14 protein-coding genes are annotated in these 14,615 nt (G+C 62.5%); 8 read left to right on the top strand and 6 right to left on the bottom strand.

Annotated features, from left to right (window positions below):
- Positions 1–70: 70 nt before the first annotated feature.
- From X727_RS157755 to X727_RS157740, 5 genes are all read left to right on the top strand, one after another.
- Entirely contained in the window at positions 71–1,051 is a 981-nt protein-coding gene (locus X727_RS157755; RefSeq protein ID WP_023688111.1) for a methyltetrahydrofolate cobalamin methyltransferase, read from the top strand.
- A 22-nt stretch (positions 1,052–1,073) separates the two neighbouring features.
- Positions 1,074–1,424 (top strand): hypothetical protein, encoded by a 351-nt coding sequence (locus X727_RS157750; protein WP_155923534.1) that lies wholly within the window; start codon positions 1,074–1,076, stop codon positions 1,422–1,424.
- 7 nt (positions 1,425–1,431) lie between these two features.
- Positions 1,432–3,501, top strand: coding sequence for an ASKHA domain-containing protein (locus X727_RS157745; protein WP_023681782.1), 2,070 nt, complete (start codon positions 1,432–1,434; stop codon positions 3,499–3,501).
- Between the two features lie 186 nt (positions 3,502–3,687).
- A complete protein-coding gene (locus tag X727_RS1000000168455; protein ID WP_196813564.1) occupies positions 3,688–3,855 on the top strand; it encodes a hypothetical protein in 168 nt (55 codons plus the stop codon).
- A 251-nt stretch (positions 3,856–4,106) separates the two neighbouring features.
- On the top strand, positions 4,107–5,072 hold the full coding sequence (locus X727_RS157740) for an alpha/beta hydrolase (protein ID WP_023688109.1): 966 nt from the start codon (positions 4,107–4,109) through the stop codon (positions 5,070–5,072).
- 124 nt (positions 5,073–5,196) lie between these two features.
- Here X727_RS157740 and X727_RS157735 read toward each other — a convergent pair whose 3' ends face one another.
- Complete coding sequence (locus X727_RS157735) at positions 5,197–6,096, bottom strand: LysR substrate-binding domain-containing protein (RefSeq protein WP_023670389.1); 900 nt, start codon at positions 6,094–6,096, stop codon at positions 5,197–5,199.
- A gap of 202 nt (positions 6,097–6,298) precedes the next feature.
- Between X727_RS157735 and X727_RS157730 the strand changes: the two genes are divergently transcribed.
- From X727_RS157730 to X727_RS157725, 3 genes are all read left to right on the top strand, one after another.
- Positions 6,299–6,484 carry a hypothetical protein gene (locus X727_RS157730; protein WP_023670388.1) on the top strand — a complete coding sequence of 62 codons (186 nt, stop codon included), beginning with the start codon at positions 6,299–6,301 and terminating at the stop codon, positions 6,482–6,484.
- Between the two features lie 364 nt (positions 6,485–6,848).
- Positions 6,849–6,983 (top strand): hypothetical protein, encoded by a 135-nt coding sequence (locus X727_RS1000000169550; RefSeq protein WP_023681787.1) that lies wholly within the window; start codon positions 6,849–6,851, stop codon positions 6,981–6,983.
- A 349-nt stretch (positions 6,984–7,332) separates the two neighbouring features.
- Positions 7,333–8,271, top strand: coding sequence for a GlxA family transcriptional regulator (locus X727_RS157725; protein WP_348524244.1), 939 nt, complete (start codon positions 7,333–7,335; stop codon positions 8,269–8,271).
- 13 nt (positions 8,272–8,284) lie between these two features.
- On the opposite strand, the gene X727_RS157720 is transcribed toward X727_RS157725, so the two are convergent.
- The 5 genes from X727_RS157720 to X727_RS157700 all read right to left on the bottom strand — a co-directional run bounded on the left by X727_RS157720 (position 8,285) and on the right by X727_RS157700 (position 14,492).
- Complete coding sequence (locus tag X727_RS157720; protein WP_023696446.1) at positions 8,285–9,082, bottom strand: ABC transporter ATP-binding protein; 798 nt, start codon at positions 9,080–9,082, stop codon at positions 8,285–8,287.
- Entirely contained in the window at positions 9,079–9,852 is a 774-nt protein-coding gene (locus tag X727_RS157715; protein WP_023688107.1) for an ABC transporter permease, read from the bottom strand. The genes X727_RS157720 and X727_RS157715 overlap by 4 nt, the downstream gene beginning before the upstream one ends.
- 91 nt (positions 9,853–9,943) lie before the next feature.
- The gene (locus tag X727_RS157710; RefSeq protein WP_023833840.1) at positions 9,944–10,894 is read right to left on the bottom strand and encodes an ABC transporter substrate-binding protein; all 951 of its coding nucleotides are present in this window, start codon (positions 10,892–10,894) and stop codon (positions 9,944–9,946) included.
- A 99-nt stretch (positions 10,895–10,993) separates the two neighbouring features.
- Positions 10,994–11,839, bottom strand: a complete 846-nt coding sequence (locus tag X727_RS157705; RefSeq protein ID WP_023725594.1) for a DUF1194 domain-containing protein — start codon at positions 11,837–11,839, stop codon at positions 10,994–10,996.
- Between the two features lie 91 nt (positions 11,840–11,930).
- Positions 11,931–14,492, bottom strand: coding sequence for an FAD-dependent oxidoreductase (locus X727_RS157700; protein ID WP_023833841.1), 2,562 nt, complete (start codon positions 14,490–14,492; stop codon positions 11,931–11,933).
- Positions 14,493–14,615: the final 123 nt, after the last annotated feature.

The following is a 14,615-nucleotide window of genomic DNA, read 5'->3' on the forward strand; positions in this document are numbered from 1 at the left end:
GGCCAGCCATTTGCTTGAATGAAACCAGACAACGATATAAAGAAATCTTTATATCAGGCGGAGAGACTTCATGACCCGGACCATCGTCGCCTCGGCGACACGAGAGATCATCATCGGCTTCGACCAGCCTTTCTGCGTCATCGGCGAGCGCATCAACCCGACCGGCCGCAAGAAGCTGGCCGCCGAGATGATCGCCGGCAATTTCGAGACCGTCATCAAGGATGCGCTGGAACAGGCCGCCTGCGGCGCCACCATGCTCGACGTCAATGCCGGCGTCACCTCCGTTAATCCGAACGAAACCGAACCCGGCCTGCTCGTGCAGACGCTGGAGATCGTCCAGGGCCTGGTCGACCTGCCGCTGTCGATCGACTCGTCGGTGACCGCCGCCATCGAGGCAGCGCTCAAGGTCGCCAAGGGCCGGCCGCTGGTCAACTCCGTGACCGGCGAAGAGGAAAAGCTCGAAGCCATCCTGCCGCTGGTCAAGAAGTACAACGTTCCAGTCGTCGCCATCTCCAACGACGAGACCGGCATTTCGATGGATCCGGATGTGCGCTTTGCCGTCGCCAAAAAGATCGTGCAGCGCTGCGCCGATTTCGGCATTCCCGCGCATGACGTCGTCGTCGACCCACTGGTGATGCCGATCGGCGCGCTGGGCGATGCCGGCCGCCAGGTCTTCGCGCTGTTGCGCCGCCTGCGTGAAGAGCTCAAGGTCAACACCACCTGCGGCCTGTCCAACATCTCGTTCGGCCTGCCGCACCGCCACGGCATCAACGCCGCCTTCATCCCGATGGTGATCGGCGCCGGCATGACCTCGGCGATCATGAACCCGGTGCGCCCGCAGGAAATGGAAGCCGTGCGCGGCGCCAATGTGCTCAACGGCACCGACGAGAACTGCACCAACTGGATCAGGACCTACAAGGACTACAAGCCGGCCGAAGGCGGTCAGGCGGTCGCAGCGCCCACCGCGGTTAACGCTCCGGGCGAAGGCGGCGGCAATGGCAATGGCGGTCGCCGTCGCGGCGGCCGTGAAGCCCGCATGGCCAGGGGATAGAGCGAGACAGGACACGGTTTTCTTGACAGATCAAGACCGCACAAGGCCTGAAATGCCGAACTGGCAGGTAATTCTGCGAGTGGCTTTTTGCAGCGTATTTATGCTTTTGGCCGGGTCCTATGCCTTCGGCTATCTGAGTCATGGATACCTCCGGTATTTTGTTCTGTGTATCTACGCCACTGCCTTGCTAATGTTTGTCCTGATCGCATTTCCACTTCTGCTCGGGGCAATTCCCGCAAGGACATTGGACCGGCAAAGACTGGACAATTTCTCCATGTTTTGGCTGCGATGGTATCCGCTGCCGCTCATCGCTTCCTATCTGGCAAGCCTCGCATATGTGAAATCTTTTCCCAGTGCCGGCTTAGTCGAGTAATGAAAATATGAACTCGCCTGCAAACATTACCGATCCGCTCGTGCTGTTCATGCCGTCAGGCAAGCGCGGGCGCTTTCCCGTCGGCACACCGGTGCTCGATGCCGCGCGTCAGCTCGGCGTCTATGTCGAGAGCGTCTGCGGTGGCCGCGCCACCTGCGGTCGCTGCCAGATCGAAGTGCAGGAAGGCAATTTCGCCAAGCACAAGATCGTCTCGTCCAACGACCACATCTCGCCCAAGGGCGCCAAGGAAGAGCGATATGAGCGCGTCCGCGGCCTGCCCGAGCGGCGGCGCCTGTCCTGCTCGGCGCAGATCCTCGGCGACCTCGTTATCGACGTGCCGCAGGACACGGTCATCAACGCCCAGACCATCCGCAAGGATGCCGACACGCGCGTCATCGCCCGCGATGCGGCAATCCGCATGTGCTATGTCGAGATCGAAGAGCCCGACATGCACAAGCCGCTGGGCGATCTCGACCGCCTCAAGATCGCCTTGATGAAGGATTGGGGCTTTAAAAACCTCGAATTCGACTTCTACCTGATGCCGCAGGTGCAAGGCATACTGCGCAAGGGTAACTGGACCGCGACCGCGGCCATCCACAAGGATGCCGAAAGCGACATCGCCCGCGTCATAGCACTCTGGCCCGGCCTCAAGAACGAGGCCTATGGACTGGCCTGCGACATCGGCTCGACCACCATCGCCATGCATCTGGTGTCGTTGCTGTCGGGCCGCGTCGCCGCTTCGTCGGGCACCTCCAACCCGCAGATCCGCTTCGGCGAGGATCTGATGAGCCGCGTCTCCTATGTGATGATGAACCCGGACGGCCGCGAAGGCATGACGGTCGCCGTACGCGAGGCGATCTCGGGCCTGGTCGACAAGGTCTGCGCGGAAGGCAATGTCCAGCGCAACGACATCCTGGATTCCGTCTTTGTCGGCAATCCGATCATGCACCATCTGTTCCTCGGCATCGATCCGACCGAACTCGGCGGCGCGCCCTTCGCACTCGCCGTCTCGGGCGCGGTGCGCATCAAGGCCTCCGATATCGGCCTGAAGCTCAACCAGGGCGCCCGCCTCTATATGCTGCCTTGCATTGCCGGCCATGTCGGCGCCGACGCCGCAGCCGTGACGCTGTCGGAAGGCCCGCATCGCCAGGACGAGATGATGCTGATCGTCGACGTCGGCACCAATGCCGAGATCGTGCTTGGCAACCGCAAGCGGGTGGTCGCAGCCTCCTCGCCCACCGGTCCCGCCTTCGAGGGCGCGGAAATCTCCGGCGGCCAGCGCGCTGCCCCCGGCGCAATCGAGCGCGTGCGCATCGACCCCGATACGCTGGAGCCGAAATACCGCGTCATCGGCTCTGAACTCTGGTCCGACGACCCCGGCTTCCTGGATAGCGTGCAGGCGACCGGCGTCACCGGCATTTGCGGCTCCGGCATCATCGAGATCGTGGCCGAAATGTACCTCGCCGGCATCATCTCCGAGGATGGCGTCATCGACGGGTCGCTGGCCGAGCGGTCGCCGCGCGTCACGGTCAACGGCCGCACCTTCTCTTATGTCTTGAAGGAAGGCGAACCCAAGATCACCATCACGCAGACCGACGTGCGCGCCATCCAGCTTGCCAAGGCGGCGCTCTATGCCGGCACCAAGCTTCTGATGGAAAAGCAGAACACCGAACACGTCGACCGCATCCATTTCGCCGGCGCCTTCGGCTCGTTCATCGATCCGAAATACGCCATGGTGCTCGGCCTGATCCCGGACTGCGACCTCGACAAGGTCTCGGCCGTCGGCAACGCCGCCGGCGCCGGTGCGCGGATGGCGCTGCTCAACCGCGGCTATCGCCGCGAGATCGAGGACACGGTCAGCCACATCGAGAAGATCGAGACCGCACTGGAGCCGAAATTCCAGGAGCATTTCGTCTACGCCATGGCGCTTCCCAACAAGGTCGATCCGTTCCCGAAACTGTCGGCGGCGGTGAAATTGCCGCCACGCAAGACCGTCAGCGAGGATGGCGTCGCCGGCGACGCCGCCCCGCGCCGGCGTTCGCGCGAAGGCCATGCCGCCAGGCGCAGCCGGGAATAAGCCGCCTTACGAAGGCCGCCAATTCGCCCAATTTCATTTGTATGCAAATGTTTCCAGATCGCACCGATCTGGAAACCGAAACGCTGTTTTGGCGCAATCCGTCCGATACAGACGTGAAGCATTTAACGGACATCGAATGGCGGACCGGACTATTCCGCCGCCACAACGCTCCAAAGGAGAATAGAGATGTTCGAGACCCTGGGCCGTTTTCGTGCGGCCATGAAGAATGCACAGGCCGTGCGCGCCATGAACAACCTGCCACCCGAAATCCAGAAGGACATCGGCTGGCCCGTGTCGCCGCGCATCGACGCCCAGACCAACCTGTCGCGTCTGATCCTGGGCTCGGGCCGCTGATGACCTTCGCCGACAAGTGCAAATTGCTGACCAAGCGCCGGGGCCGCCGCATGGTCCCGGCTGCGACCGACGTCAAGCTGCGCGCCGCGCTGCTGCCCCGGCGCTGAGCCGCGCTGCGCAAAACAGCGGACCTGGCTGATCAAACAACCGTGTTGGCTTGGGCCAGAATCTTGACATTTCGGCTGGAGGTACGATCTTCGAGACAGTGGGGGAATTCTCTTAGTCGGCTGCGGCCGAGCTTGTGTACGCGAATGCCCAGTTTCAAAAGCCACCTCGTTTCCTTCATCCTCCGGCACAGCCGCAAGAAGGCATTTGCCAGCCCGGAAAACCTGCAGCGCTGGATCGCCTATGCCCGCAAGACCGAGGATCATCATCCCCCGGCATTGCTGCGGGAGCAGCTCGATATCACCGAGCGCAGCGTCGATGGCTTCCCTGTCTATGAAATCGCGCCGAAGGCCGGCGAACGCAGGCGCATCCTCTACATGCATGGCGGCGCCTATGTCTTCCAGATCACATCCTATCATTGGGGGTTGATCGCCGAGGTGGCCGAGCGCTTGGGTTTCGGCATCACCGTGCCGATCTATCCCATCGCGCCGGAGCATGATTTCCACGCCATGTTCGGCATGGTCGGCGACGTCTACCGGCAGATGCTGGATGAGACCGACGCTGAAGACATCGTCTTCATGGGCGATTCCGCGGGCGGCAACATGGCCGTCGTGCTGACCATGATGGCGGCTGAGGAAGGCCTGCCCTTGCCGTCGCGCCACGTGCTGATTTCACCCGGCCTCGACATGTCGCTGTCCAACCCCGAAGTGTTCGAGGCGGAACGCAACGATCCGTGGCTCGGCATTTCCGGCGGGCTGGAAGCGATCCGCATGTACAGTGCCGGCATCGATCGCAGGGACTGGCATATCAGTCCGCTCTATGGCGACCTCTCGGTGCTGCCGCAGACCCTGCTTCTGACCGGCTCGCACGACCTGCTCAGCCCCGACAATCTGATCTTCGCCAAAAAGGCACGCGCTGCCGGCGTCGATATCGACGTCGTCTATGAGGAAGGCATGTTCCACGTCTGGCCGCTGATCGAGATGCCGGAGGCGCGTCGCGCCAGGGACAGCATCGTCGCCTTCCTTGAAGGTGAGCCCACCAAGCGGCGCGCAACTGCGCGGCGCACGGCGCGACCCGCTCTCGCGGCGCGCCCCGCCCAAGCAGCGGAATAGCAGAGCAATTCCAGGAAAAGTGTAAAACGGTTTTCCCGGGAAAGCGTGTAGCGCTTTCCCTTGGGAATTGAGTCAAAACAAGGAGTTAGAGCGGCTCGCCGTTTCCGTGAAACGGTGAACCGCTCTAGAACTTGCCGGTTTCGCGGAAAAGCTCGAACGTCGCACGGATATGGTCGGCGACGGCCTTGACCGGCGCGCTGGCGTCCGGCGACACCACCATCGCCAGATTGTAGGTGCCGATATCGGGCATGCCGTCCTTCGGGCAAAGCTCGACCATGTCGTTGCCCAGGAACGACTTCGGCAACGGTGCAACCGCGAGATCCGACATGATGGCGGCGCGCTGGCCTGCCGTGTGGGCGCTCATATAGGCGATGCGGTAATTGCGGCCTTCACGGCTCAGCGCATCGAGCGCGCCGGCCCGCCAGGCGCAGCCCTCTTCCCACAGCGACACCGGCAAAGGCTCGCGCAGATGCGCGCTGCCGCCCTTGGCGCCGGCCCAGACGATCGGCTCGGTGAGCAGCACCTCGGCGCCGAGTGCGCTGGTCTTGTAGGAATTGGTCAGCAGCGTGATGTCGAGCGCCCGGTCGTCCATGCGGCGGCGCAGATTGCTGCTCTGGTCGATGGTGACGTCGACGGCAATCGACGGATGCGACTGCGCGAAACGCTTCAGCACATGCGGCAACACGCGCTCGCCATAGTCGTCCGGCGAGCCGAGCCGCACCACGCCGACGATCTCAGGGATGATGAACTTCGACACCACCTCGCGGTTGATCGACAACAGCCGGCGGGCATAACCGAGCAGCATCTCGCCATCCGTGGTCAGCGTCACCGAGCGCGCATCCCGCGCGAAGACAGAGCGCCCGAGAATGTCCTCGAGCTTTTTGATCTGCATGGAGACCGCCGACGGGGTGCGGAACACCGCATTGGCCGCCGTGGTGAAACTGCCGGTCTCGGCAATGGCCACGAAGGTGCGCAAAACGTCGAGATCGAGCAGCGGCAGCGGATGATTGAGTGGGGCATTCATCGGGATCGACCTTCAATTTTTCTGATGTGAAGCATCATTCCATTTCGTTTGATTGAACATCAGATTGGGAGGATAGTCAACTCCATCGAAGGCAGGACGTGCCATGGCCCCAACGCTCCTGACACGGAATTGCACTCGATGCGGAATATCCAGGCGACGGAACGCGTTCATGCGGGACGTGCCACAACCAAAGGAGAATGAAATGTCTATCCTGTCATCCATCGGTCGGCTTGCGATCGAATTCAGCGCGGCCCGCGCTCGCTTCCAGACCGAACGTGCGATCCGCTCGCTGCCGATCGAACTGCAGAAGGATATCGGCTGGCCTGAAGCTGCCGACACCAAGACCGGTGCACGCCGCGGCGTCGGATCCTGGGCTGGAGCAAAGTAAACCATTGTGTACCATGCGCTGAAGGCCTGCCGCGCAGACCAGCCCGGCAGGCCTTCTCTATTTTGCCCCGCAGGCTTTCTCCAACTTATTTGCATTCAAATGATTTTCAGAGCCATGTCGCCGCTGCATGGCGTATATGCGTCACTTGCATGGCGCCTCAATGTCGCCGGTAACACGCTGTAAGTAATCGTAAATTTTGGGCACCATGCCCAATAATGTCGCAAACGATGTCGCATTTCCATTCAAGCGCTTCGCATTTGCGATTTAGTTTCTGCTCACGCAGGCCTATATCGACGCCAGCAAACGAGCTGCCCCACTCCATCAAGCGAAGGCGACCCGTCTGAGCAACCGATAGGAGATGATGATGAAGCTTTTTGCCCGCCTCTTTGCCCGCCGCGAAATGAACCTGACGACCGCTCTCGAGCGCCAGCGCCTTGCCAATACCATGCCCGGCCAGACCGGTGCCATGAATGCGGTGCGCCTCGGTTTCGTTGCCTGAGATAACGGCTAGCGCTCAGCGCTTCCCTGCCGCTGCCGATAGTCGATAACAGCGCCGCTTCGGCTTGACCGAAGCGGCGTTTCTCATTTTTGGCACCTATGCCGCCGCCACCATGCCCAATCCGTCGGCAGCCCGTGCCTGTCATCCCGGACGATTGCTCATTTGCGACCCATGTCGCAAATATAGTTTCCGCTTAGCCCCCTAGCCGATTGACAGGAATGGTTTTTCCTGATGTCGCTGTGCTGTTCGCGACATCCTGTTCGCGCCATGGCCGCGTGAGGTTCCCTTGAACGCCGTAAAGCATCCGATCAAGCGATCGTTTGTATTCTTCCTTGTCCCGGACTTCACCATGATCGCCTTTGCGACGGCGCTCGACCCGCTGCGCTCGGCCAACCGCATGCTCGGCTATGAGGCCTATCGCTGGCGCCTCGCCAGCATCGACGGCAAGCCGGTGCGCGCCTCCAACGGCGTCGAATGCGCCGTCAACACCTCGCTCGAGGAAGAGCGCAAGAAAATGGCCGGGCCGGATCGGCCGAACATGGCCATCGTCTGCAGCGGCATGAATGTCGAGCGCTACCAGAATAGGTCGGCCTTCGCCTGGCTGCGCGAGGAATACAACAGAGGCGTCGCCGTCGGCGGCCTGTGCACCGGCGCGCATATCCTTGCCGCCGCCGGCCTGCTCTCCAACAAGCGCTGCGCCATCCATTGGGAAAACCTGCCGGGCTTTTCCGAGGCCTTTCCCAAGGCCAACGTCTTTGCCGACCTCTTCGAGATCGACCAGAACATCTACACCTGCGCCGGCGGCACCGCCGCCCTCGACATGATGCTCAAGCTGATCGGCGACGATTTCGACGACAATCTGGTCAACCGCGTGTGCGAGCAGGTGCTGACCGACCGCGTGCGCAGCCCCACCGACCGCCAGCGCCTGCCGCTGCGCGCCCGCCTCGGCGTGCAGAATTCCAAGGTGCTGACCATCATCGAACTGATGGAAGGCAATCTCTCCGAACCGCTGTCGCTGATCGAGATCGCCGACCATGTCGACCTGTCGCGCCGCCAGATCGAGCGCCTGTTCCGCACCGAGATGGGCAGATCCCCTGCCCGCTACTACTTGGAAATCCGCCTCGACCGCGCCCGGCACCTGCTGATCCAGTCCTCGATGCCGGTGGTCGAGGTAGCGGTCGCCTGCGGCTTCGTCTCGGCGTCGCATTTCTCCAAATGCTACCGCGAACTCTATGCCCGCTCGCCGCAGCAGGAGCGCGTCGACCGCAAGCAATTGCTGGCGGCCTGATCCGAAAACGCACTCAGGCTTCGGCGGGCTGCGCCTGTACTGTGCGCATCGCCTCGACGCGGATATCCTCGGTCAGCCGCGCCTTGAGCGCCGAGAACTCCCGGCTGGTCTTCAGCGTATAGTGACGCGGATGCGGCAGGTCGATGGCGACATCCGACTTGATGCGGCCTGGCCGCGCGCTCATCACGATCACCCGCGAAGCCATGAAGATCGCCTCCTCGATGTCGTGGGTGACGAACAGCACTGTCTTCTTGCGCCGCTCCCAGATGCCGAGCAGCAGTTCCTGCATCAGTCCGCGCGTCTGGTTGTCGAGCGCACCGAACGGCTCGTCCAGCAACAGGATTTCGGGGTCGTTGGCCAGCGCCCGGGCGATCGCCGTGCGCTGCTGCATGCCGCCGGACAGCTGCTTTGGCCAATGGTTCTCGAAGCCCTTGAGCCCGACGAGGTCGACATAGGAAGCGACGATCCCGTCTCGCTCCTTTTCGGCCATGCCACGTTCGCGCAGGCCGAAGGCGATATTCTGCGCCACCGTTAGCCACGGAAACAGCGTGTAGGACTGGAACACCATGCCGCGATCCGGTCCCGGCCGCGTCACCGCCTTGCCGTCGAGCAGCACACGGCCTTCGCTCGGCGCTTCCAGGCCGGCAACGATCCTGAGCAGCGTCGACTTCCCGCAGCCGGACGGCCCCAGAATGGTGATGAAGTCGTTGGCCGCGACCGCAAGGTCGACCGGCATCAGCGCCTTGACCGGCTGCCCGCCGCGCACGCCGGCGAAGGTTCGCGAGACGCCTTCGATAAGCAACTTGCTCATGCCAGGCTCCAGGGAAAGAGCCAGCGATTGAACGCCTTGAAGGCGAAGTCGGACAACAGTCCGATCAGCCCGATGACGATGATGCCGAAGATGATCTGCCCTGTCGCCAGCCGCGACTGGCTGTTGATGATCATGTAGCCGATGCCTGAGGACGAACCGATCAGCTCGGCGACGATGACATAGGTCCAAGCCCAGCCGAGCACCAGCCGCAGCGTCTCGGCAATCTCGGGCGCATTGGCCGGCATGATGACCCGTTTGACGATACCGCTGTTGGTCGAGCCCAGCGTATAGGCCGCCTCGACCAGGTCGCGCCGCGTCGAGCCCACCTTGACCGCGACGATCAGGATGATCTGGAACACCGAGCCGACGAAGATGACCAGCAGCTTTTCCAGCTCGCCAATGCCGGCCCACAGGATGAGCAGCGGAATGAAGGCCGAAGCCGGGAGGTAGCGGGCGAAGGAGACGAACGGCTCCAGAAACGCCTCTATTGGTTTCCAGGCGCCCATGGCGATGCCGATCGGCACGGCGACGATCGACGCCAGCAGGAACCCGCCGAAGACCCGCCAGATGGTGATCAATATGTCGAGCCAGAAGCGGTCCTCGACCAGCAGCCGCCAACCATCCCGCAGCATCGACAGCGGGTCGGCGAGGAAGATGCGGTTGACGTGGCCGCCAAGCGTGATCCACGCCCAGAAGGCGACGAACAGCACGAAGAAGGAAATGCCAAGCACGGTTCGAATGCCCGGCGACACCGGATGCAAGGGGCGCATCTTCAGATCGTCCGCATCGTCAAATCATCACTTGTCCAGGAGAGAGCGGCGGCCCTAGGCGCCGCCGCACAATGGTCAAAGGCGAGGCCTGTCAGTTCGCCACCGCGCTGGTATCGGCAAGCGCTGCAACATCTGGCGCTTCCTTGATCAACCCCATCTGCAGCAGAAGCTCGCCGGCGGTCTTGGAAAAGTCCTGGAATTCCTTGGTGAAAAACTGCTTGTTCTCCGCCTTGTCGGCCCATTTCAGGTATTTCGCCGAATCCTCGAATTCTTTAGCAGACTGCTTCACGTCGGCGCCCATGATCTCGTAGGATCTCTGCGGATCGCTCTTGATCAGGTCGAGCGCTTCGAAATAGCTGTCGGCCAGCGCCTTGGCAGCGTCTGGATTGGCGGTGAGGAATTCAGGCGTGCAGCCGACCGTGTCGAGCACCATCGGATAGTCGAGCGTGGTCGCTAATATGTGGCCCTGATCGGACTTGTCGCGCACCGCCGAGATGAATGGCTCATAGGTGACCGCCGCATCGTTCTGGCCGGCGAGGAAGGCTTGCGCCGCCGCATCCGGTTCCAGGTTGACGACGGTCACATCCTTGGTCGACAGGCCGTTCTTGTTCAGCACCCAGGCCAGCATGAAATAAGGCGACGTGCCCGGCGCCGAGGACGCGACATTCTTGCCCTTGAGGTCGGCGACGGTCTTGATGTCGTTGCGCACGACAATGCCGTCGGCGCCATAGGATTTGTCGAGCTGGAAGATCTGCTTGGTGGTCACCCCTGAGGCGTTCCACACCAGCCAGGTCTCGACCGTGGTGGCGCCGCATTGCAGGTCGCCGCTGGCGATGGCGAGCGGCCGGCTGGCCTGCGGCACCTTCTTCAGGGTCACGTCGAGGCCATGCTTCTCGAAGATGCCGGCCTGCTTGGCGAGCGTCAGCGGCGCAAAGCCGGTCCATCCGCTGATGCCGATGGTGACCGATGTGGCAGCCTCGGCCGGCACGGATATTGCAGCCGCAAGCGCCAATGCCGCGGCAGCGACGATGGTCTTGTTCATGTCGGTTCCCCTTGTTTTTTCGGATGTCGAATTGTGTCACAGACGCCCATGGGCTTGTCAATGAAGCCGGCCCTTCACGGCAGCGTGATGATGCGCACGCTAACGCGCATCGAACATCCAGCTGCGGTCGCGCCACATCTTTTCGCCGACCTGGCAGTCGGTCGGCCGGTCCTGCGCCAGCACCACCAGCGGATGCCCGGCCTCCTCGCTCGCCCGTTGCGGCGAAGCGGCGCCGGCCAGCTCCAGCACCAGCTTGCGGCGGATCGCTTCGGGAAACTGCGTCCAGTCATTGACCGGGATCATGAAGGATCCGGGACCGCCGATGACGCAGTCGCTGTAGTAGCGGTCGAGATTGTTGACGTCATAGGCGCCGCCGAACCCGCCGCGCGTCATCAGCGGCAGGCCGTTGATGATGATGCCTTGCTTGACCACCGCGTCGCGGGTGATGTCGACGGGCGCGCCCTGGTTGTTGGGGCCGTCGCCGGAAATATCGATGACGCGCTTTGTCCCCTGAAAACCGCTTTCGGCGAACAGATCGCTGCCGAATTCCAGCGCGCCGGAAATCGAGGTGCGCCGGGCGCTGGCCGGCGGATGGGCGGAAAGCTGCGCGGCCACCCGCTCGGCATCGGCCCGGCTGGCGATCACCGTCCACGGCACGACGACCTGCTGCGTGGTCGCTCCCGCCCATTCGACATAGGTGACGGCGACCTTGCCGTAGGCGCCATCGGCGATGGCTTGCAGAACATTGTCGTGCGTCAGCGCAGCAGCATAGCCGTGACGCTGGATTTCAAGTTCGCCCGGCGACATCGACAGCGACACGTCGACGGCCAGCACCAGCTCGACGTCGACCGGCTCGGCGGCTTGAACCGGCGGCACAAGCCAGAGCACCAGCGCCAGTGCGGCGCTGCCTGAAAACAAATGTCGTGCGCAAGAAAATGCAGACATGCCCGAAGGTAAGCGAAAATCGGCTGCTGACAAAGCGAAAAGCCCGGCGAGGTGCCGGGCTCTTCGATGTGTTGGTTGGAACCTATGACGCTCAACTCCGCGGTTTCAAATTCTCCGGATCGTAGAGCGGCTTGTAGCCGACGGCAGCCACCTCGACCGGGTAGGTCTCGCCGAAATATTCGATGGCAAACTTGCGGCCCTCCTGGGCGTGGGCCCAGGGCAGATAGGCGAGGCCGATGTTCTTGCCGATGGTCGGGCCATAGGCCATCGACGTGGTGAAGGAGCGGCGGCCGAGTTCGTCGACAAGGGTTTCGCCGGTCTTCGGATCCATCACCGGCATGGTGCCGACGGGATAGCGGGCAACACCCTTCGAATCGACGTTTTCCGTCATCACCAGCGTGCACAGGATCGCCGGCTGGTGTTCGCGGGCGCGGTATTCGACATGTTTGGCCTTGCCGCAGAAGTCGTTCTCCTTGACCTTCGGTCGGGCAAGGTCGGCCTCGAGCAGATTATACTCGGTCAGAAGGTCGGCGTTCTGCAGGCGCAGGCTCTTTTCCATGCGCCGGGTGTTGGCATAGGTCTCGACGCCGAACGGCATCACGCCGGTCGAGCGCAGCGCGTCCCAAACGGCCAGGCCGTCCTCGTAGCGCATGTGCAGTTCCCAACCCTGCTCGCCGACATAAGAGATGCGGAAGGCGGTGACGTCCTTGCCGCCGATCCTGACCGGCTTGATCGCCGCGAACGGGAAGTTCTCGAGCGAGAGACCATCCGGATTTTCGACCACTTTCCGCAGTGTCGTGCGGGCGTTCGGTCCCCAGATGCCGATGGTGACATATTTTTCCGTCACGTCGGTGATGGTGACGTCAAAGCCTTTGTCCTGCGCGGTGCGCTGCATGTAGCGGAAGTCGCGCGGACCGGCGTCGGCGCCGTCGATCAGACGGCAGCGGTCGGCCATGCGGATGACGGTGAAGTCGGCGCGCACCATGCCTTCCTCGTCGAGGAAGTGGGTGTAGATACCCTTGCCGATATTGTTGTCGCCACCGATCTTGGCCGCGCACAGCCACTCCAGCAGCGCGACATGGTCCGGCCCTTCGATGTCGTACATCGAGAAATGCGAGAGGTTGACGATGCCGCAATCCTCGCTCATCGCCAGGTGCTCGGCATTGGACACCCGCCAGAAATGGCGGTTGTCCCATTCGTTCTCACGTACGGGAACCCGGTTGCCATACTTCTCCAGCAGATGCTCGTTGGCGGCATAGCCATGCGCGCGCTCCCAACCGCCCAGCTCCATGAAGTAACCGCCAAGCTCCTTCTCGCGCTCCCAGAACGGCGAGCGGCGGATGTTGCGACCTTTGGAGAACGGCTCGCGCGGATGCACCGCCGGATTGTAGACCTTCATCGCCGTCTCGGTGCAACGATCCCAGATGAACTGCTCTTTCGTCTGGTGCGGATAGAAGCGCGCATAGTCGATGGCGTGATGGTCGATTTCCGTGCGGCCGTCCGTCATCCAGTCGGCGATCAGCTTGCCCATGCCGGGGCCGTCCTTGACCCAGATGGCGACGGCGTACCAGAGGCCCCTCACCTTCTGGCTCTCGCCCATGGACGGGCCGCCATCGGGGGTCACCTGCAACAGGCCGTTGAAGGAATGGCTTTCATTGTAGCCGAGTTCGCCCAGAATCGGCGTCAGTTCCATGGCGCGCTCCAGCGGCGCCAGGATCTGCTCCATGTCGAGATCGCGCTGCGACGGCGACAGCCGCGCCTGATCCTTTTCCAGCAAATCGCGCGGATGGCAAAGACGCGGATTGGTCTCTTCGTAGTAACCCCATTCGATCTGGCCGCCTTCGGCGGTCCTGGGGTCGCCGGTGTCGCGCATATAGGCCGAATTACCCTGGTCGCGCAACAGCGGCCAGCCGATCTCCTTGCCGGTGCCGGCGAATTGATTGTAAGGCCCGAAGAAGGTCAGCGGATGGTCGATCGGCATGACCGGCAGGTCTTCGCCGACCATCTCGGCGATCAGCCGGCCCCAGATGCCGGCGCAGACGATGACATAATCGGCCATGATCGTGCCGCGGTCGGTGACGACGCCCTTGATGCGGCCTTCCTCGACGATGAGAGATTTGGCGGGCGTGTTCGCGAAGGATTTGAGTTTCCCCGTAGCTTCCGCCTGGTCGACCAGCTTGCCGGCGACGGTCTGCGAGCGCGGGATGACCAGGCCGGCGTCCGGATCCCACAGGCCGCCCTGCACCATGGACTCTTCGATCAGCGGGAATTTTTCCTTGATCTCGGCCGGTTCGATCAGCCGGGCGCGAGTGCCGAAGGATTTGGCCGAGGCGATCTTGCGCTTGATCTCGTCCATGCGGCTGTCGTCGCCGACGCGCGCCACTTCGAGACCGCCGATGCGGGCGTAATGGCCCATCTTTTCGTAGAAATCGATCGAGTAGAGCGTCGTCCAGCACGACAGGAAATCATGGCTCGTGGTGTAGCAGAAGTCCGAGGCATGCGCGGTCGAGCCGATATCGGTCGGGATGCCCGACTTGTCGATGCCGACAATGTCGGTCCAGCCGCGCTCGATCAGATGATGCGCGATCGACGCGCCGACAATGCCACCCAGGCCGACGATGACGACCTTCGCCTGTTTCGGAAACTCTGCCATTGCCCGCGACTCCAAGGGGATAAAGCGGGCGCGTCCGCGCCCGTTCGAATGGCGCACAATATGCAGAGGACGTGGATGCAGCTACCGCCTGTTTGCGACACGTCGCGGATGCGACGCGACCCG

The sequence above is a fragment of the Mesorhizobium sp. L103C105A0 genome (assembly GCF_000502215.1).
GTDB lineage: Bacteria > Pseudomonadota > Alphaproteobacteria > Rhizobiales > Rhizobiaceae > Mesorhizobium.

What these genes read in the sequence shown, in the direction of transcription:
- X727_RS157720 (WP_023696446.1), bottom strand. Translation starts at nt 9,082, where the DNA reads ATGAGCAAGTTGCTTATCGAAGGCGTCTCGCGAACCTTCGCCGGCGTG.
- X727_RS157740 (WP_023688109.1), top strand. Translation starts at nt 4,107, where the DNA reads ATGCCCAGTTTCAAAAGCCACCTCGTTTCCTTCATCCTCCGGCACAGC.
- X727_RS1000000169550 (WP_023681787.1), top strand. Translation starts at nt 6,849, where the DNA reads ATGAAGCTTTTTGCCCGCCTCTTTGCCCGCCGCGAAATGAACCTGACG.
- X727_RS157730 (WP_023670388.1), top strand. Translation starts at nt 6,299, where the DNA reads ATGTCTATCCTGTCATCCATCGGTCGGCTTGCGATCGAATTCAGCGCG.
- X727_RS157715 (WP_023688107.1), bottom strand. Translation starts at nt 9,852, where the DNA reads ATGCGCCCCTTGCATCCGGTGTCGCCGGGCATTCGAACCGTGCTTGGC.
- X727_RS157755 (WP_023688111.1), top strand. Translation starts at nt 71, where the DNA reads ATGACCCGGACCATCGTCGCCTCGGCGACACGAGAGATCATCATCGGC.
- X727_RS157710 (WP_023833840.1), bottom strand. Translation starts at nt 10,894, where the DNA reads ATGAACAAGACCATCGTCGCTGCCGCGGCATTGGCGCTTGCGGCTGCA.
- X727_RS1000000168455 (WP_196813564.1), top strand. Translation starts at nt 3,688, where the DNA reads ATGTTCGAGACCCTGGGCCGTTTTCGTGCGGCCATGAAGAATGCACAG.
- X727_RS157745 (WP_023681782.1), top strand. Translation starts at nt 1,432, where the DNA reads ATGAACTCGCCTGCAAACATTACCGATCCGCTCGTGCTGTTCATGCCG.
- X727_RS157735 (WP_023670389.1), bottom strand. Translation starts at nt 6,096, where the DNA reads ATGAATGCCCCACTCAATCATCCGCTGCCGCTGCTCGATCTCGACGTT.
- X727_RS157705 (WP_023725594.1), bottom strand. Translation starts at nt 11,839, where the DNA reads ATGTCTGCATTTTCTTGCGCACGACATTTGTTTTCAGGCAGCGCCGCA.
- X727_RS157725 (WP_348524244.1), top strand. Translation starts at nt 7,333, where the DNA reads ATGATCGCCTTTGCGACGGCGCTCGACCCGCTGCGCTCGGCCAACCGC.
- X727_RS157700 (WP_023833841.1), bottom strand. Translation starts at nt 14,492, where the DNA reads ATGGCAGAGTTTCCGAAACAGGCGAAGGTCGTCATCGTCGGCCTGGGT.